At 63.2% G+C, this 18,019-nt stretch carries 13 protein-coding genes and 1 pseudogene; 9 read left to right on the top strand and 5 right to left on the bottom strand.

The window, feature by feature from the left end; genetic code table 11:
- Positions 1-89: 89 nt before the first annotated feature.
- Together J8I35_RS00070 and J8I35_RS00065 are read right to left on the bottom strand one after the other, a co-directional pair.
- On the bottom strand, positions 90-581 hold the full coding sequence (locus tag J8I35_RS00070) for an NAD(P)H-dependent oxidoreductase (RefSeq protein WP_209924159.1): 492 nt from the start codon (positions 579-581) through the stop codon (positions 90-92).
- A gap of 173 nt (positions 582-754) precedes the next feature.
- A complete protein-coding gene (locus J8I35_RS00065) occupies positions 755-1,408 on the bottom strand; it encodes a TetR/AcrR family transcriptional regulator (RefSeq protein ID WP_209924158.1) in 654 nt (217 codons plus the stop codon).
- An 84-nt stretch (positions 1,409-1,492) separates the two neighbouring features.
- Here J8I35_RS00065 and J8I35_RS00060 point away from each other — a divergent pair, with 84 nt between their 5' ends.
- The 4 genes from J8I35_RS00060 (at position 1,493) to J8I35_RS00045 (ending at position 7,115) form a co-directional block, all read left to right on the top strand.
- Positions 1,493-2,617 carry an MBL fold metallo-hydrolase gene (locus tag J8I35_RS00060; RefSeq protein ID WP_209924157.1) on the top strand — a complete coding sequence of 375 codons (1,125 nt, stop codon included), beginning with the start codon at positions 1,493-1,495 and terminating at the stop codon, positions 2,615-2,617.
- 127 nt (positions 2,618-2,744) lie between these two features.
- Positions 2,745-3,761: an AraC family transcriptional regulator gene (locus J8I35_RS00055; protein ID WP_209924156.1), complete on the top strand. Its 1,017-nt coding sequence runs from the start codon at positions 2,745-2,747 to the stop codon at positions 3,759-3,761.
- 1,634 nt (positions 3,762-5,395) lie between these two features.
- Positions 5,396-6,091, top strand: coding sequence for a ParA family protein (locus tag J8I35_RS00050; RefSeq protein WP_006497839.1), 696 nt, complete (start codon positions 5,396-5,398; stop codon positions 6,089-6,091).
- Positions 6,084-7,115: a ParB/RepB/Spo0J family partition protein gene (locus J8I35_RS00045; protein WP_124679245.1), complete on the top strand. Its 1,032-nt coding sequence runs from the start codon at positions 6,084-6,086 to the stop codon at positions 7,113-7,115. The genes J8I35_RS00050 and J8I35_RS00045 overlap by 8 nt, the downstream gene beginning before the upstream one ends.
- A gap of 95 nt (positions 7,116-7,210) precedes the next feature.
- Here the strand turns inward: J8I35_RS00045 and J8I35_RS00040 are convergent, their stop codons facing one another.
- The gene (locus J8I35_RS00040; protein ID WP_069619691.1) at positions 7,211-8,527 is read right to left on the bottom strand and encodes a replication initiation protein; all 1,317 of its coding nucleotides are present in this window, start codon (positions 8,525-8,527) and stop codon (positions 7,211-7,213) included.
- A gap of 2,363 nt (positions 8,528-10,890) precedes the next feature.
- On the opposite strand from J8I35_RS00040, the gene J8I35_RS00035 reads away from it, so the two are divergent.
- Complete coding sequence (locus tag J8I35_RS00035) at positions 10,891-11,199, top strand: DUF4148 domain-containing protein (RefSeq protein WP_124651852.1); 309 nt, start codon at positions 10,891-10,893, stop codon at positions 11,197-11,199.
- Positions 11,200-11,352: 153 nt separating this feature from the next.
- Here J8I35_RS00035 and gcvA read toward each other — a convergent pair whose 3' ends face one another.
- On the bottom strand, positions 11,353-12,258 hold the full coding sequence (gcvA, locus tag J8I35_RS00030) for a transcriptional regulator GcvA (protein WP_209924155.1): 906 nt from the start codon (positions 12,256-12,258) through the stop codon (positions 11,353-11,355).
- A gap of 140 nt (positions 12,259-12,398) precedes the next feature.
- Here gcvA and J8I35_RS00025 point away from each other — a divergent pair, with 140 nt between their 5' ends.
- Both J8I35_RS00025 and J8I35_RS00020 read left to right on the top strand, forming a co-directional pair.
- A complete protein-coding gene (locus J8I35_RS00025) occupies positions 12,399-13,697 on the top strand; it encodes an adenylosuccinate synthase (RefSeq protein ID WP_209924154.1) in 1,299 nt (432 codons plus the stop codon).
- Positions 13,698-13,996: 299 nt separating this feature from the next.
- The gene (locus tag J8I35_RS00020) at positions 13,997-14,947 is read left to right on the top strand and encodes a LysR family transcriptional regulator (protein ID WP_124555192.1); all 951 of its coding nucleotides are present in this window, start codon (positions 13,997-13,999) and stop codon (positions 14,945-14,947) included.
- 169 nt (positions 14,948-15,116) lie between these two features.
- Here the strand turns inward: J8I35_RS00020 and J8I35_RS00015 are convergent, their stop codons facing one another.
- On the bottom strand, positions 15,117-16,085 hold the full coding sequence (locus J8I35_RS00015) for an AraC family transcriptional regulator (protein WP_209924153.1): 969 nt from the start codon (positions 16,083-16,085) through the stop codon (positions 15,117-15,119).
- Between the two features lie 595 nt (positions 16,086-16,680).
- Between J8I35_RS00015 and J8I35_RS00010 the strand changes: the two genes are divergently transcribed.
- Together J8I35_RS00010 and J8I35_RS00005 are read left to right on the top strand one after the other, a co-directional pair.
- Positions 16,681-17,562, top strand: coding sequence for a LysR family transcriptional regulator (locus J8I35_RS00010; protein ID WP_209924152.1), 882 nt, complete (start codon positions 16,681-16,683; stop codon positions 17,560-17,562).
- Between the two features lie 224 nt (positions 17,563-17,786).
- Positions 17,787-18,019: pseudogene (locus tag J8I35_RS00005) on the top strand (efflux transporter periplasmic adaptor subunit); the annotation flags it as partial.

Genomic DNA, 18,019 nt, shown 5'->3' with positions numbered 1-18,019 from the left:
TCCGGCGTTGTTTGCGAAACCGGTATTGCGCGAACGACTGCAGATCCCGCCTGTGTCGATTCGGCAGATCGGCGCTGCCGTATCCGTCCTCAGAACACGCCCAGTGCCAGCCCCGCGGCAAGCCCCGCACCCAGTTCGGCACAGCGCGCGAGCGCGTCTTCGTCGATCGTCTTCGTCGCGAGAATACGCTCCGGCGTCTGCGCATGTGTGCAGACGATCAGCCCGGGTGCGACGTTCTTCAGCCGCCATCCGGTCGCAATCCGGTCGATCTGCCGCAACGCGTTCTGTCCGTCGCTGCCCGCGCAGATCATCGCCGCATACGGACGACCGTTCACGCGATCGAGCGCCGCGTAGTAGCAGCGATCGAAGAAATCCTTCAGCAGCCCGGACATCGCCGCTAGATTCTCCGGCGTCGCGAACAGGTACGCGTCGGCTGCCAGCACGTCGTCGGCGCTCGTCGCGTCCGCGCGCTGCAGCCTGACGTCGACGCCGGGCTGCTCGCGAGCCGCACCGGCAGCCGCTTCGGCCATCTGCTGCGTGCCTCCGGTCATCGTGTGATAGACGATCAACAGCGTTTTCATGGGTCGTTGCTCGCAGTCGGTTTCGGGTGCGCGGACGTATCGCCGGGTTTGGGCCGGCTGGCTGGTCGACACGGGTAGGTGCGATTGTGCGTTCGGCTTCTCCGGATTGGCGGGTTTCGCGCATCGCAGCGATTTCGACTGGTCCGCGCTACCGGATGCCCGCGGATGCGCGTTCAGCCCTGCGCGCGATGCGATGCGGCGCCGTCTTCGTGTCGCGCGTAGTACGCGAGGAACATGTCGGCGGCCGATTCCGCCACTTTCTGCTGCTCCTGCGCCGTCAGCGGCGGCTGGCCCATCGTGATCTGCGGCCAGAACGCGAATGCCTTCATCGCGCCATGCAACTGATGCGCGGCGAACACCGGATCGGTGACCGCCAGCCGGCCGGCCGCCGCGGCCGCACGCACCCAGACCGTGACGTCTTCCTCACGCTCGCCGAGACGTTCGACCATGTCGCGCGCGCGTTCCGGCGAATGGATGGCCGCGCCGATCGCGACGCGCGCCAGCGCGAGAAACGCTTCGTCGTTCATCAACCGCAATTTGCGCTCGAGCAGCGCGAGCAGTTGCTCGCGCAGCGGCACGTCGGCGCGATAGGTCGGCAAGTTGCCGGCCCGGGTCGCATCCCACAGCTTGTTCAGGATCGCGGCGAATAGCGTCTCCTTGCTCGGAAAGTGGTTATAGACCGTGCGTTTCGACACATCGGCGCGCGCGGCGATACGATCCATGCTCGTCGCATCGTAGCCGGCCGCGAGAAATTCCTCGATCGCCGCATCGACGATGGCTGCGCGCTTTCGGTCGGTCAGGCGCTGAGGGGAAGTGCTGGTATCCATACGGAAATTTTACACCGGGCAGTTTACTTATCTCAAAAATAAACTACACTGTTTAGTGTACTTTATTCTTCGGACGAACCGGACATGGCATCGCCTCTCGTTTTGATTCACCGCATTCTGGGCTTTGCGGCGGCCCGCCGCGGCCGGACGCTGTCCGGCGGTTCGCCGCAGCACAACGGCGAGCGCTTTGCCAATGTCGCGCCGCGGCCCGCCGAAGGATTGGGCAAGACGCTGGGCATCGCATGGAACATGCTGGTCAACAAGCCGCGTCATACCGTGCCGGCCGGCGCCCTCCCCGTCGATTCGCTGACCCGCGCGGAACTCGACGCGGCGCCCGATCGCAGCCTGTACCGGCTCGGCCATTCGACGCTGTTGCTGAAGCTGCGTGGCGAATTCTGGCTGACCGATCCGGTGTTCGCCGAGCGCGCGTCGCCGTTTCGGCGCATCGGCCCCAAGCGCTTTCATGCGCCGCCGATCGCGCTGGAAGATCTTCCGCCGCTGCGCGGCGTGATCCTGTCGCACGATCATTACGATCACCTCGATCGCGACACGGTGCTCGCGCTTGCCGCCACCACCGGCGTGTTCGTGACGACGCTGGGTGTCGGCGATCGATTGATCGAATGGGGCATCGACGCGGACAAGGTTCGCCAGCTCGACTGGTGGCAAAGCGCGGACGTGGCCGGGCTGACGCTGACGGCTACGCCCGCCCAGCACTTCTCCGGGCGTAGCCTGTTCGACGGTAACAGTACGCTGTGGGCGTCGTGGGTGATCGTCGACGACGACCTCCGCGTATTCTTCAGCGGCGATACGGGTTATTTCGATGGCTTCCGGGAGATCGGCGAGCGCCTCGGGCCGTTCGACGTCACGCTGATCGAAACAGGCGCCTATGATGCGCAATGGCCGTACGTGCACATGCAGCCGGAAGAAACCGTGCAGGCGCACATCGATTTGCGCGGACGCTGGCTGGTCCCGATCCACAACGGCACGTTCGACCTCGCCATGCATCGCTGGCAGGAGCCGTTCGAGCGTGTCACGGCGTTGGCGCTCGTACGCGGCATCGAACTGTCAACACCGAGAATGGGCGAACACCTCGATCTCGACGCGCCGCATCGTGGCGAGCGCTGGTGGCGCGCGGTCGACGAGCGCGCGGCAGCGCCGGCGGCGAAATCGCGACGCTGGCAGCTTTGCGCATCGCAGGCGACGAAGTAGTCCGCCAGTCGCTGCGCGTGCCTGCCGGGAAGATGACCGTGCCGCGATTCCGGGTGGTGAATGCGTTGCCGGCCTCCCCTGCACGTCGACGGCTGCCTGTCGACCCGATTACCTGAGTAGAGAAGTCATGCATCCGGTACCCGTCCGATACATGCCCGGACAACGAGACGATGATGTCGCCATCACCGCATTCGACCAGGCAGGCCACCGTTCGACCCGCCGCAGCCGCGAGAACGAATTGCGGCAGGCGCTCGCAGAGCGCGTCGCGAGATGGACCGAAGGTGTCGATCACCTCAACACGGCCATTCCCAATCTGAGCTTTCATCGAAGGGAAGCGCCGACGCTGCCGATGGAATGCATGGTCGAGCCGAGCTTCGGCCTCGTCGTTCAGGGCGCGAAGCGGGTCATACAGAGCGGGGATGCGTATATCTATGACGCCAACCGCTTTCTGATCACGTCGCTCGATCTGCCCGGTTCGACGCAAATCATCGAGGCCAGTCCCGACAAACCGTTTCTCGGGCTCGGCCTCAAGCTCGATTTCCGCGTCATGGCCGAACTGATGACGCAAGTCGCGCCCGATCACGACGATGCGCCGGCTGGCCGCGGACTCGTCGTCGGCGACATGACCGAACCGCTGTACGACGCGCTGAACCGGCTACTCGCGCTGCTGGACGACCCGAACGCGATTGCCGTTCTCGCACCGTATATCGAGCGGGAAATCTACTATCGGCTGCTGACGAGCGACCAGGGCGCGCGCCTGCGCCAGATTGCGTCCACCGGCAGTCAGTGCAACCGCGTGTCGCGCGCGATCCGGTGGTTGCGCGCTCACTACGACGAATCGTTGCGCGTCGATGATCTCGCGGCGCAAGTTCAGATGAGCAGTTCGACCTTCCATCATCACTTCCGTCAACTCACCGGCATGAGTCCGTTGCAGTATCAGAAATGGATACGACTCAACGAGGCGCGTCGGCTGATGCTGGCGGAGCGGCTCGATGCAGCGTCGGCGGCGTTCAGGGTCGGGTATGCGAGCCCAACGCAGTTCAATCGGGAATATAGTCGGCTGTTCGGTAATTCTCCGCGACGGGATATCGATAGCCTGCGAGGTGGCGCGGACGTCGCTCTGTCGATCGTGGCGAGTTATTGATCGCGAGCGCGGACGGTAGCGATGTACGGGCTTCGATGGGATTCGCAAAGTACGGGGCTGGATTTGTCGCATGCAGTTTAAGGGGACGCGCGCCACTCTGTAAGATCATGTTGTACCGGCGGCGCTCCAGAATCCTGCTCGACGACTCCCCGGCCTCAGCTTCTCCGTTCCATATTTCGCGATTTCACGAATCTGGGGCTCGGCACATGCGTTGTCACGTGACAACCGGCGCTAAATACCAAGCCCACTTGATGCCGAATTGGCGGCTCGATGCCACGCAGTGGTGGAGTGATCCTCCGACACGTCGACAACCTCTAGCTGCGCCCCGCCACAAAACGTCTCATAAACTACAAATCACGTATCGATCAAGACGAATCTACCTGCGATTGGGCCGTTCCCCAACGCCGTCGCACTGAAATAGCATACGCCCCCATTTCCAAGCTTTTTCGCGCTCATTTCGCGTGAAACAGGATGAAGAATGTGGCGCAAGCCGTTGCCACACAAGGATTTCCGGCGAGCACCGATTTTCGGCGAATGTTTCACGACCCGATCCGTTTGGGTTGGCACATGTCCCTGGCACATGGATTCATCACCCATTGCGGCCGGGATACGCGGCGATCTCGCGCACGTCGAACCTCTCCAGGGCACGGTGAATTGATACTTGCCACGAGACAGCCGCCCCTGTTGGCCGACACGAGCAGCAACACTAATTTCGCTCCACCGTGTAAATGGGGGCACATCATAGTCGCCACGATATCGTCGTGGGGGCGCACCTCAGCAGTTGTTCTGACGCATAGCTTCGACACGTGAGCGTCCATGCGACGATAGCGGAATAACGGCCCGATGTTGTCCGGACCACGCTACCGAGACGCTCGTTTGCAACCCTCGCGCGGGACTCTTCCCTTCATATACAGCCCGCCTGCCGCACGAGTCTTCCAGACACCGGCTCCTGTTGTCACGTGACAACTCGCTAGCGATTCAGTGACGAGCCGAGACCGAAAACTGTCGACGATGCCGTTCCTCCTTAGCAATAAGCCCTGTACGCCACGAGCACACGCCAACCGCGACGACTCCCTGATGATCGCGGAGTGCCCGTTAGGAGATGCGTCGGAATCCATTTGTCACGTGACAACTCACCTCGTTACCGACGAGGGGTATATGGTCACGCGCCGCGCGCATCGACAATTGAAGTAAGGAAATTTCTGAAGTTCCTGCGGAATCCGAGACGCGGCGTATGCAATAGTTCCTCACGACGTACGGCCCAAGAGAAATCGGAGATCCAGCGACTTGTCACGTGACAACCCTCTGTTTCCCCCGTGACCAACATCATCACCGACATGGATTCGTATCGAATTTCGGATGAAATCTACGCACGGCAAAACGCCAAGTCTCTCCACAAGATCTCGTTATGGACCCCAAAGACCGTCGGCTTCCCTCACATTTGTCGTTCGTTCTTTTGCAACCGAGATCGATGGTTTTTTATCGAATCGCTACTCTCGAATAACGCCTAGCTATTCGGCCTACTTGTCACGTAACAACCACAACGACCAATAAAACGTCCATAGCATTGAACACTTTTGTAGACAACCTATGAATAACTGCCTATATTACGTAAAACTCCTAGGAGGAATTCAATGGCTTTCAAGATCGCCGTCAGTAATCAAAAAGGTGGAACTGGAAAGACAACCATCTCCGTCAACATCGCGGCGGCATTCGAAGCCGGCGGCAATAAGGTCGCGCTGATCGATGCCGACCCTCAAGGCACTTCCGTCCGGTGGGTCACAAGTGGCGAGAACACGCTCCCGATGACGGTCCTATCGCTGGCGCCTGCCGGCCGCGGCATCGGCGGCGAAATCAAGAAACAGGATGCGAACTTCGACGTGATCGTCGTCGACTGCCCCGGCAACCTCGAAGATCCACGTATTGCATCCGTCCTCGAAGTGGCGGACTTCTGCCTGGTGCCGCTTTCGCCGTCGCCGGCCGATCTGTACAGCACGGTTGCAATGATCCGCATGATCGAGTCGATGCGCGCCGTTCGAAATCCTCAACTTTCTTCCGCATTAATGCTGAATAGCGTCAATGGAAAAACTAAAATGCGTGAAGAAATTTTAAAAATTTTACGAGCTGAAGAAATAGGGGAGCATCTGCTCGACAGCCAGATTGCGCAACGCGAGGTCTATCGTCAGACGTTCGCGCTCGGCACCACGATCCATCACCATAATCGATACCTGAAGGGCCTGAAGGAAGCCCGCGCGGAAATCGAAAAACTGGTCACGGAAATGGCCCAATACATCGCGTCGACGCGCGCTACCGGAGCCGCCCATGGCTAAGGACACCTCGAAAGACAAGAAGCCGACCGGCAACCTGCATCTGGCAGCCGGCCTGTTGCGCGGACTCGCGCAGGAAAACGCGGCGCTCGAAACGCGGCTGCCCGAGCCGGCGGCCGCACCGGCTGCCGTCGTCGAAGCGGCGCCCGCCAGTGCGCCGGCCGCAACCGCGCCCGCCGGTACGCCCGATCTGGGCGCGCCGCAGAAAGTACTGGTCAAGGACTGCATTCCGAACCCGTTCAATCCGCGCGTGTTCTACTCGGAGTCGAGCCTGCACGAACTCGCACTAACGTTGAAACGGGAAGGGCAGATCGAGCCGATCAAGGTCACGCGGCTCCCCGAATTTCCCGGCAAGCTCGTCGTGATCGACGGGCAACGCCGGCTGCGTGCGACGAGCATCAACGGCGACGAGACGATCAATGCGACGTTCCGCACCGATCACACGCCCGAGCAGCTCTATACGATCGCGTACCGCGCGAACCACGACCACGAACGCCAGACGATCTTCGACGATGCGGTCGCGTGGAAACGTCTGCTCGACGAGAAGGTCTTTGCCGACCAGAACACGCTGGCGGAAAAAATCGGCAAGGACAAGGCATCGATCAGCAAGACGCTGTCGCTGAACGCGCTGCCGAACACGCTGCTGGAGCGGATGGCGAGTGCGAACGACGTGGTCGGTCTGCAGGCCGCGTACTTTCTGAAGCTGATCTTCGAACGCCTGGGCGAGCCGACGGCCGACCGGCTGCTGACGGCCGTGATCGACCGGAAAAAATCCGTCCGCGATCTCGAGAATTTCCTGCGTGCGCAAAGCGACGGCGCCAAGAAGCCCGGACGGACGCGCTATAGCGTCCGTCATGACTTCGCACTCGAATCGCGCGCAATCGGTCAGTTGAAGACTTATCCGGACGGACGTCTGGATCTGCAGCTCAAGGGCGTCGACGCATCCCACCAGGAAGCGCTTGCCGACAAGCTCAAGACCGTCATCGACGCATACGTCGCCGATCTGGCGGCGGCAACGCCAAAGTAACGCGCCACCGGCAAAAGGCCTCGCCTTCGCGCTGCGCCGCACAGCCGGACCACAACAGGGTCCGGCGCACGGCGCGCACGACGGCGAGGCCTCGTTCAGTTGCCCGCGAGACTGCTTTTCAGCAGGAATTCCAGCAGGTCATCCGAGGTCGGCTCGCCCCACGTATCGAGCGCCAGCCAGCGGAAGAAGCTGGTCTGCGCGAGCTTGCTCGCCTTCTTCTTCGGCGACAGCGTCAGGTCCTTCGAACCCGCCACCGTCTCGTTGTAACGCTCGATCAGCTTGGTCTGGTCGTCGATCTCCAGCTCGCGGAAATACGCGCCGGCTTCCTCGACCTTCGCCGCCAGATACTTGTCGCGAATCTGTTCCTGCTTGCTCTGCGCGGATTCCTTCGCCGGTGCGGCCGCTTCGGTTCCCTGCCCGTCGGCCAGCGTGTAACCGTGCGTCAGCGCCTTGCGGAAATACGCGGCGACGTTGTCGACCGGCGCCGCATTTTTCTTCGTGGTCCGATTGAGCGTATAGGCGATCGCCGCCTTGATGCGCTGCACGCCGTATTGCGTGATCAGCCGGCGCGCCTCCGAACGCGGAATGCCGAACTTCGCGACCTCCTCGACCAGCGCTTCGTTCTTGACGTCGCCGTCTTCGACCGTATCGGTGCTCTGCTTGCGTGTCACCTTGAACTGCACGGCTTCCACGCTGCGGCCGGATTTGTGTTCGATCAGCTCGAGCGTGTGATCCGATACTTCGTTCACCTCCTGAATGCACGGCACCAGGACCTTGCTCTTGAACAGCTTGTATTCCTTGTACGACTGCGACGCCTTGTCCTGGCCGAGAATGAGGTCACGGAATTTCGGCAGCGGAATCTTCGCGGTGATGCCGATCCCTTCGTAGCGCACCGTGTTTTCCCACAGCGCGAGCGAGTGCGATCGCCGGAACTCGCGAGCGATCCGCATATCGATCAGCGCGTAGATTTCGGGATTGAGCAGTTCGCTGCGAATCTGGTCGGAGAAGCTGTACTTCAGCACCGATTGCTCGAGCTCCGCGCCGGCGAGCAGGCCCGACGCTTTCCAGACCGTCGAACGGTCCGCGGCCAGGTAGTCCCAGTTGACGACGGTACTGATCAGCGAGTTGACCGTATCCTTCACGTACTTCGTGTTGTTGCTGTTCAGCCCGCTCTCGTGCGACAGCGACGCGATCGAGATCGAGAAGCTCGTCCGGCCCGGTTCGAACGCCTCCTGCCGAAGTGCGTTCTTGATCAACGAGCTGAACATCTTGCGCTGCTGCAGACCGATCTTTCCCGACTTCGGTGCGATATGAATCGCCTGGACCGCCTTGCGCAGCAAGTCGGGCGGCTCGGGTGTCTGAAACAGCGAAACCTGTTTGTCTGAGCCTTTGCTTGCGGGCTTGCGCGGCATCGTGGTGTCCGGGTAAGGTTGCCTTATTGAGAGCGGACTTTATACCTTTTCGCGCGACGGAGCAACGCCCTTGCTCAAGCATCACTTTCACTATATGAGCTAACTATCTGACACATAATGAGAAATCCGTGTTTCACGATTTGTTCAGAGCCCCATATCCGTCTACCTTTTGATCAAAATACCTCCCAAAAGCCGCTACCTTTCCTGGCTCGACAGGGCAACCCGGCACAAGAATTGCCATACGAAGGTACCCATCCATGGGGGCAAACGGACGGAATCGAGATCGCCGGGAAGATTCGTGGTGCCCCGCAACACAGCCGCCTTTTTCTCCCATAACAGGCTACCTTTGTCGTTTCCCATAGGAGGCTACCTGTCACCGGGGTCGACGCAGCTGCTTTCCGGATTGAAGGTGGAAATCGCTCCCATAAACGGCAACCATTCGTTTTCCCCATAGGAGGTAACCTGTCCGTGGCCTTAGCCCTGTCTATGGGAAAGCTTCACGGCGTCTCCGAGCAAAGGGCAGCAAATTGACTGAGACCGACTCCCATAAATAGGTACCGTCCAGATTTCCCATAACCGGCTACCCGAAGAAAATCACTGTGCACGCATCGGACTACCAACCGAGAAAAGTCCCCCATAAAAGGCTACCTTCCTGTGTTCCCATAGACGACTACCGAGCGCGATTGACGGTCGATTTCCCATAACCGGATACGTTCGCCCCATATCCACAACCCGGATTCCCCACAACACGGTACCCCAACCCCCAAATCCACAGACCTGAAACCCCAAACCCTTCCACCTGTGCTCCCATAAATGGGCACCGAACACCCCTCAAACCCTTGCCAGACAAGGCTGTGAGCCGTCTAAAAGTAGTTAAAGAAGTAAACGTGGTTTACCAAAGATGTAAACACACGTGTGCTTGCACAGAAAGACGAACCCCATAAACCGCTACCAATGGGAGTCTTCTGTGGGACGCAAGGCGTTCAGATCCTGCGATCCAGGCCGACTCGGCTCTGTTTGACACACCGTTCCAGGAAGGCTCCAGGCCTGACAGGGCCTCCCGAAGAGGTGAGTACCCACTCACAAACGCCGAAACGTAGAAACTTATGGGAGGAAATGCGCGGTTTCGACGTAGAGGTTCCCGTTTATGGGACCCAAAAATGTGCCCCATGGCACCCTCGGCACCATGACTGACGAGCGCAGCGAATCCCGTCGCTTCGTCCACAGCAGTTCGAAATCATCCTGGACTGCCCGCGAATGGTTTTTTGTACTCGCGCGGCCTCGTCTATGGACAAGTTTTTTGTCGATCGCCTGTGATGCCGCTCGCCAAATTTAGCCTGTGGACTGTGCCCGACGGAATCCGATCCCGGCTGTTTCCATCCCACGTCCGGTCCGTTTTTCTACCTTTGGAGTGCCACCCGGCAAGCCGTGCTGTGTCCGTCGACATCGTTGCGAACCAACGTGAAGGTGCTGTCGGTGCCGGAGCTCACCGCAATCGAATTCCCCGATGCTCCCGAATATGCTCACCTTCCGAAAAAGCAGAGTCCCGTAAAAGCTCACCGATAGGCGGTGGCACAGGTATAAGCAAGCTGTGTAGATCCCAGCCCTGATCCACATAAGGAACCATCAATGGGAGCAAACGGGAAACGATCGGCATCCTTGTGTGGCGCTTCAGCGTCGGCAAGCACGGTTGCACAGACGGATAGGCTTCACGGCCATGGGCATATCCACCCGACGAGCGCTGCTCGCTCATGATCAGTTTCAGCGCATGCGTGCAGTCCATCGGGCCGACGTCTTCACCGCTTGCGCCGCCCCGCCTTTTTTGTCAGACCTACGGATCGACAACCCGCTTTGCCTCCACACACAGACAACCTTCTGCATCACAGTGCGGCAAGCGGTACCGAACAGATCACCGCACGCCGCAACGACGCAACGTAACCCTCCTGACCGCCGAAGAAACGAATCGTGGTCGTTTATGGGAGGAACCGTCGCTCGAGCCGCATCGAACGATAACGTGACGCATGGATCGACTGCTGCTGCGGTGATCGTGCAAGCACGACGATCCTCACGTCGCGCATGAGCGCATGAGCGCATGAGCGCATGAGCGTATCGATATCGCCACCAGTGAAACACGCGTCGGCGCCTCGCACCGCGTCGAGTACCGCGGCGCCCGGCCTCGAGCGCACCAACCGCGTCGTCTCCCATACGTGTATCCCCAATTCCGTCAGCACGTTGACGCCACAATTTTTGCGACACGGTTATGATGCTCAAGTCCTGACCGCGACATGACGACTGGTCAGGGCAGGGGCGGTATCTCGATGGTTTTTCAAACCGTGATGGTCATCAAAAAAGAGAGTTCAGCGATGCGAATCCAGATCAGAAAACTCACGCTGGCTGCTACCGCAGCCGCTTTCCTGTTCGGCTCGGCCGTTCCGGCCTTTGCACAGGAAACCGCAAGCGCGCCGGCTGCACAGGACGCCAAGGCCGCGAAGAGCGAAGCGCGCAAGGCGGCCAAGGCCAAACGCAAAGCCGAGCGCAAGGCTGCGCGTGCGAAGAACACCGCCGAGCTGAAGAAACTCGAAGACGCCGGTTACAAGCCGGCGGCCAATGATCCGAACTATCCGCAGAACCTGCAGAACGCGGAAAAGAAGGCCGGCGCCGCAAGCCAGTAAGCGTCGTCCGGCGGCAAGCCACGGTTCGATCCGCGGCTTGCCGCGTGTGTCGCGATCGCGCGATGCACGAAAGCAAACATGCTCCATACGTTTATTCAATTCGATTCGGAATCCTGCATGTCGTGAAGATGCACGACACACAGGCGCGGGCGCTCAGCGCCGCTCGCCCGACGCAGTCGCGCTTCCCGTTGCCTTTAGCCAGTCCTTGAACGCGCGTACGGCGTCGTCGTCCGCTCGCGCGGACGCCACATACGTAAAGTAGCGCCACGGCGGCAGCGCCGGTTCGCTGAACGGCTGCACGAGCCGGCCTTCGGCGATGTCGTCGGCGACCAGCGCGATCGGGCCCATCGCGACGCCGAGCCCGTCGAGCGCGCCTTGCAGCGTCAGGTAGAAATGCTCGAGCGTGAGCGAGTGCCGCGGGACGAGGTTCGGGTGCCCGGCCGCCGCGAGCCATTCCGGCCACATGCCCGGATAGGTTGCCGCGTGCAGCAGCGTGAAGCCGGCGAGATCGGCAGGCGTCTCGAGCGACCGGCCCTCCAGCAACTTCGGCGCACACACCGGCAGCCGGACTTCGGACAGGAATTCCTCCGCAACGTACCCGTCGATGGCCTGCGGGCCGCCGCGAACGATCAGGTCGACCTTGTCGCGCAGCTTGTCGATCGGCTCGTTCGACGTCGACAGCCGCACCTCGATGGCCGGATGCGCGACCTGGAATGACGACAGCTTCGGGACGAGCCAGCGCAGCGAGAACGTCGCGGGCGCGCTGACGCGCAGCACGCGCTGCTGCGCGTGGCCGAAATGCTGCGCGGTGGCAAGTGCGATCCGGTCGAACGAAGCGCCGACCTCGGCGAGGTACGCGCGGCCGGCCGCGGTCAGTTCGACGCGCCGGTTGTGGCGTTCGAACAGCGGCCGCCCGAGCCACGCTTCCAGTTGTTGCACGTGCCGGCTGATCGCGCCGTGCGTGACGCACAGCTCGTCGGCGGCCAGCGTGAAGCTGCCGAGCCGCGCGGCGGCTTCGAACGCGCGCAGCGAATTCAACGGAGGGAGTCGTCGGGCCATTGCATCGTTTCGCGTGAAATTTACTCACACGATGGTTCAGGTTTAATCGTTTGATCGGGTGATTCGGCTCCGTCAATATGGCACACAAACGGCCAACCGGGCCGACCGAGTGTCTGAATTTCTCACATGGAGTACGGAGCATGCCGAACGTGGTGGTCGTGGGCGCCCAATGGGGCGACGAAGGCAAGGGGCGCGTCGTGGACTGGTTGGCGGCGCAGGCCGATGTCGTCGCACGCTACAACGGCGGCCACAACGCGGGCCACACGCTGGTCGTCGGCGGCAACACGTACAAGCTGGCGCTGCTGCCGAGCGGCATCGTGCGCGGCAAGCGCGGCGTGATCGGCAACGGCGTGGCGCTCGATCCGGAAGCGCTGCTCGCGGAAACCGGGCGGATGGCCGAACTCGGGCTGTCGGTGACGCCGGACAACCTGTCGATCGCCGAGAACGCGACGCTGGTGCTGCCGATTCACCGCGCGATCGACGAGGCGCAGGAGCGTTTGCGCCGCGAACCCATCGGCACCACGCTGCGCGGGATCGGGCCGGCCTACGAGGACAAGGTCGGGCGTCGCGGGCTGCGCGTCGGCGATCTCGCCGAACCGGGCGGGCTCGCCGCCAAACTCGACGTGCTCGTCGACCATCACAACGCGTGGTTCCGCGGCCTGGGGCTCGACGAGTACGATCGCGACGCGATGCTGGCGACGCTGGTTGCGCTTGCGCCGAAGATCCTGCCGTTCGTGCGTCCGGTCTGGGCCGACCTCAACGACGCGACCGATCGCGGCGAGCGCATCCTGTTCGAGGGCTCTCAGGCCGTGATGCTGGACATCGACTGGGGCACCTATCCGTTCGTGACGTCGTCGGGCACCGTGGCATCGGCCGCGGCGGCCGGCACCGGGCTCGGGGCAGCGAAGCTCGGCCACGTGCTGGGCGTGACGAAGGCGTATGCGACGCGGGTCGGCGGCGGCCCGTTCCTCACCGAGCTGACTGACGTGACCGGCGAAACGCTGCGTACGCGCGGACAGGAGTTCGGCGTCAACACCGGCCGGCCGCGACGCTGCGGATGGCTCGATGCCGCGCAACTGCGCCAGGCCGTCAGGGTCTCGGGCATCGAGTCGCTGGCGCTGACCAAGCTCGACGTGCTCGATGGTTTCGAGTCGATCGCGCTGTGCGTCGGTTACGAATTCGACGGCGTGCGCGTCGATCATTTGCCCGCGAGCCTCGATGCGCAGTCGCGCGCGAAGCCGCTCTACGAACGGTTCGAAGGCTGGCAAGGCTCCGTGCAGGGCGTGCGCGAGCGTGCGGCGCTGCCGCGGGCCGCGCAGGCTTTCATCGCGCGCATCGAAGCCGTGGCGGGCGCGCCGGTGTCGATGATCACCACCGGCGCGGAGCGCGACGACACGATCGTGTTGCGCAATCCGTTCGATGCGGCGGGCGTCGCGTAACGCGCGAGATGCACAGGGTGTCGATCGAGAGCGCGATCGTGGTCGGCGGGTAGCTTTTGCCGATCGCAGCGGTTGGCCTGTCGGTCCCTCCGATACGCATGTCCGCCCGGCCCGGATGCCGCTCGGTGAGCGGCTTCGCAGCACGATTCGGCATCCGGATCGTGCCGCCTACGGCGAACTGGACACGCCTGCACCGCTGCTGTACTGTTCCGCACAATTCGCGCCAGACCGGCGTGTGCCAGCGCTGCCGGCACCCTGGCCGCACGACGGCGCGACGTGACAATCGCGGGGACAGGTCGATGGACACGTTACAGATGATGCGCATTTTCGTCCGGGTCGCGGAAGAGGGCAGCTTCACGAGCGCGGCCCAGCGCCTGGACATCACGACGGCCTACGCGTCGCGTTCGGTCGCGCAACTCGAAACGCATCTGCGCACGCGCCTGCTGAACCGCAGCACGCGCCGCATCGCACTGACCGACGCCGGGCAGCGCTATCTCGACCGCTGCCAGCGCATCCTCGGCTATATCGACGAAGCGGAAGCCGAGGCGGCCGATGCACAGGTGAAGCCGTCCGGACGGCTGCACGTCCACGCGACGACGAGTTTCGGCCAGTCCTACGTGGTGCCCGCGGTCGTGCGCTACCGCGAACGCTATCCGTCGGTCGCGGTCGAGCTGACGCTGTCGCAGCACGTGCCTGACATTATCGACGAAGGCTACGACGTGTCGCTGCAGTTGAGCACGACGGAGCTGCCCGATTCCGGGCTGGTATCGCAGCGGCTCGGCGACGTGGGCAGCGTGCTGTGCGCGTCGCCTGCCTACCTGAAGGCGCGCGGCACGCCGCGTGCGGTGAGCGATCTCGCCGGGCATGCGTGCCTGCGGCTCGTCACGTCGTTGTTTCCGCGCGACCGCTGGCATCTCGACGGCCCGAACGGCCGCGAAACGTTCGAACTGTCGGTGCCCGATTTCCAGGTGAATATCGCCGATGCGCTCGGCGCCGCGCTGCGCGCGGGGCTCGGGATCGGCCCGCTGCCGATGTCGGCTGCGCTGCCCGCGCTCGCGAGCGGCGCGCTGGTGCGCGTGCTGCCCGATTACCGGTTGCAGAAGCTGACGGTCTATACGCTGTATGCGTCGCGTCAGTATCTCGATGCGAAGATCCGCACGTTCGTCGATTTCCTGCGGGAATGCGTGCCCGAGATGCTGGCCGCCGACGAGGCCGCGTTGAACGCTTGCTGCGTGTCTCGTCAGTCCTGATTCACGCATGATCGATACGTGAGTACCGCGCACTGTCTTTCGGGTCAACTGAAATAATTCGCAGTCCTGCGTTAAAGGCAGGCGACGCATGCATGTGCGCGGACCGGTTGGACAATGATGCCCGTGTCCCCGGCACGTCCTTATGAAAGCGTTTTCTTGCGATTCGCGTTCATGGTGCGACGCGCGACAGCGGCACCGCTTCGCCGCGCAGCCGAGCGACGTCGCGGCCCGGTGCGTCGCCGAACAGCCGTGCGTATTCACGGCTGAACTGCGACGCGCTCACGTAGCCGACGCTGCGGCACGCCTGCCGCGCATCCATCGCCGACACGCACATCAGGCGGCGCGCCTCCTGCAGCCGCAGCACCTTCTGGCATTGCAACGGACTCATCGACGTGACCGCACGGAAATGATGGTGGAAGGTCGACGGGCTCATCTCCACCTGTCGCGCGAGCGCGTCGACCGCCATCGGATCGAGATAGTGATCGCGAATCCATGCGACGGCGCGCGAGATGCGCTGGGTCGTCGAACCGGCGTCGCCGATCTGCGCGATGCGCGCGCCCGACGGGCCGCGCAGCAGCCGGATGAGGATTTCGTCGACGATCAGCGGTGCGAGGAGGTCGAGGTCGTCCGGTTGTGCGATCAGTTGCATCAGCCGCGCGACGGCGTCGACGATTTCGGGCGTCGCGTCGAGCGTGTCGAGCGCGCGGTAGTCGACGGCTTTCGGCAGCCCGCGCGGAAAGACGACGGGCGTGAGCGCCGCGATGCGGTGCGGATCGAGTGCGAGTTGCGCGTAAAGGAACGGCTCGGCGGGGTTCGCGCGCGTCACGCGTCCGGTCACGGGGAGGTCGGCGGTGGCGACCAGCATCCGCGATTCGTCGATCGTGTAGGTATCGTCGCCGACCCGCATCGACTTCGCGCCTTGCCCGACGATGCTCAGGCACGCGTGGTGCACGCCGTGGTTCCACTGCGGCGGCAGCGCGGACGCGCGCGCGACACGCATGCCGCGCAGCGGAAGGTCGAACATGCCGTCGTGCGGCGCGTACACGGCGATCAGCGCCGCGAGCCGGGCAGCGGGCGATCGGGCATCGTGATCCGGTGGATGGCGCGGTTGCGGCGGCGTTCGGGCGTCGATTTCCATGTTGCGTGAGCGGTTGGCGGAGCGGGCGATGCCGTGCGTGCGCTGCGATTCGCTGCCGGCGTGCAGGCATGGCGGTCACATCGTACGGCCAGTTGCGTGCGAGGGATTGCCTAAAACTGTCCGAAATTAGCCCGATCATCCGGACCTGCATGATCGGCGGCCGCGTCGCCTGTCGTGGCAGGGTGTGCGACGCACAAATTCGGAAATTAAGGCAAAACAATCGCAGGATCGGGCAAGCCATTTTCCGGCGGTTTCCCTACCATTGCACCTGCTGAAGGAAATGCGATTCGGCGTGCCCGGACGATACGGGTAACACCGTCCGCGTGATGCGCGGACGCCGCCGGCCTTGCCGCGCGCGTTGCCGCCGCGAATCGCCGGGAAAGACTCAGGACTGCTATTGAACGATCGTGCATCGGGCTTGCCGAGGCCGGCTTGCGTCCGTTGCAAGCCGACGCGTGCCCGTCGCGAGCGTGTCGACCGACCCGGCGGAGCCGGTGTCGGGGCCGCCGCATTGGCCGGGCCGATGCGGGCCGGCTGTGGCGCGGCGTCGGGTGCAGATGGACGGGCAGTCGTCCGCGCAGGGAAATCCGGACAAATGGACCAACTTCAATCGATTCGGGCATTCGTGACGGTGGCAAAGGAAGGCGGGTTTCGCCGGGCGGCGACGCGGTTGCGCGTGTCGACGGCGATGGCCAGCCGACTGGTCGATGCGCTCGAGACGCGCCTCGGCGCGCGCCTGCTTCAACGCAGCACGAGCCACCAGTCGCTGACGGAAATCGGCGAGCTGTATCTCGCGCGCGTCGAGCGGATTCTCGGTGCGATCGACGAGATCGACGGCCGTTTCGTCGCGATGGGCAGCAAGCCGGAAGGCGTATTGCGCGTGGCCGCGCCGGTCGCGTTCGGGCTCAGCCAGCTGAGCGCGCTGCTCGATCGTTTCGTGCACCGGTTTCCGGACGTGCGGCCGACCGTGACGCTGACCGATGCCCACGTCGACCTGACTACCGAAGACATCGACGTCGCGTTCCTGACCGACAGCATGCCGGTGTCCGGCGCGCATGCATTGCATACGCTGGCCGCGTACGAATCCGTGCGCGTCGCGGCGCCCGATTATGTCGCCGCGCACGGCGGCGCGGCTGCGTCCGGCGACTGGCCGGACATCGCGACCGTGCGGCTCGAGTTGCCGGCGGCCGATGACGACCACGCGGCCGGGATTCGATCCGGCGTCGCGCCCGGCAATACGGGCGTCGGCCATCTCGAGATGGCACGGCGGCTGGCCGTGGCCGGCATGGGCGCGGCGGTGCTGCCCGCGTATCTCGTCGACGCCGATCTGGCGGCCGGCACGCTGGTGCGCGTGGCCCCGCTCCATCCGCTCGCGCCCGTCACGTTGAAGCTTGCGCATGCGCGTGCCGCACGTCTGCCGGCCGCCGCGCGCGCGTTCATCGAATTCGCCGGCGCCGCATTCCGACCCGCGCGCTAGCAGTCTGGCAGAACCCATGGCAACGCGATCCCGCCGAGGCAGCGGGCTCGCCGTTCCTTTTCGGAAGCAGTTCGGCGAACGAACGCTCCGCCGGGTGCAACGCACACCCGCAACACGTGTCCGCATCCGCGGCGGACAGGACCCTTCAGGTTCGCCGCGCGTCAGGGCCATGAGGAGATCTGGTGATTCCCATTGAAGGTCGTCTAATTGTGAGAGGTCGCTCCATGCGCGTCGAACGGGTTCCATACCGCTTAATCACTGCCGCAACGGCTGCCGTTTTCCTGGCCGCGTGCGGGAAAAAAGAAGCGGCGCCGCCGCCGCAAACGCCGGAAGTCGGCGTCGTCACCGTCCAGCCGCAAGCCGTGCCCGCGGTGACCGAGCTGCCGGGCCGCACCAGTGCATTCCTCGTCGCGCAGGTCCGCGCGCGGGTCGACGGCATCGTGCTGCGCCGCGAATT

The organism is Burkholderia sp. CpTa8-5, from assembly GCF_017815045.1.
Lineage (GTDB): Bacteria > Pseudomonadota > Gammaproteobacteria > Burkholderiales > Burkholderiaceae > Burkholderia > Burkholderia sola.
The sequence above is the reverse complement of the archived record's forward strand: the minus strand, read 5'-3'. Positions and strand labels throughout refer to the sequence as shown.

Excerpts from the sequence above, each read along its gene's own strand:
- J8I35_RS00070 (WP_209924159.1), bottom strand. The coding sequence starts at position 581 with ATGAAAACGCTGTTGATCGTCTATCACACGATGACCGGAGGCACGCAG.
- J8I35_RS00065 (WP_209924158.1), bottom strand. The coding sequence starts at position 1,408 with ATGGATACCAGCACTTCCCCTCAGCGCCTGACCGACCGAAAGCGCGCA.
- J8I35_RS00060 (WP_209924157.1), top strand. The coding sequence starts at position 1,493 with ATGGCATCGCCTCTCGTTTTGATTCACCGCATTCTGGGCTTTGCGGCG.
- J8I35_RS00055 (WP_209924156.1), top strand. The coding sequence starts at position 2,745 with ATGCATCCGGTACCCGTCCGATACATGCCCGGACAACGAGACGATGAT.
- J8I35_RS00050 (WP_006497839.1), top strand. The coding sequence starts at position 5,396 with ATGGCTTTCAAGATCGCCGTCAGTAATCAAAAAGGTGGAACTGGAAAG.
- J8I35_RS00045 (WP_124679245.1), top strand. The coding sequence starts at position 6,084 with ATGGCTAAGGACACCTCGAAAGACAAGAAGCCGACCGGCAACCTGCAT.
- J8I35_RS00040 (WP_069619691.1), bottom strand. The coding sequence starts at position 8,527 with ATGCCGCGCAAGCCCGCAAGCAAAGGCTCAGACAAACAGGTTTCGCTG.
- J8I35_RS00035 (WP_124651852.1), top strand. The coding sequence starts at position 10,891 with ATGCGAATCCAGATCAGAAAACTCACGCTGGCTGCTACCGCAGCCGCT.
- gcvA (WP_209924155.1), bottom strand. The coding sequence starts at position 12,258 with ATGGCCCGACGACTCCCTCCGTTGAATTCGCTGCGCGCGTTCGAAGCC.
- J8I35_RS00025 (WP_209924154.1), top strand. The coding sequence starts at position 12,399 with ATGCCGAACGTGGTGGTCGTGGGCGCCCAATGGGGCGACGAAGGCAAG.
- J8I35_RS00020 (WP_124555192.1), top strand. The coding sequence starts at position 13,997 with ATGGACACGTTACAGATGATGCGCATTTTCGTCCGGGTCGCGGAAGAG.
- J8I35_RS00015 (WP_209924153.1), bottom strand. The coding sequence starts at position 16,085 with ATGGAAATCGACGCCCGAACGCCGCCGCAACCGCGCCATCCACCGGAT.
- J8I35_RS00010 (WP_209924152.1), top strand. The coding sequence starts at position 16,681 with ATGGACCAACTTCAATCGATTCGGGCATTCGTGACGGTGGCAAAGGAA.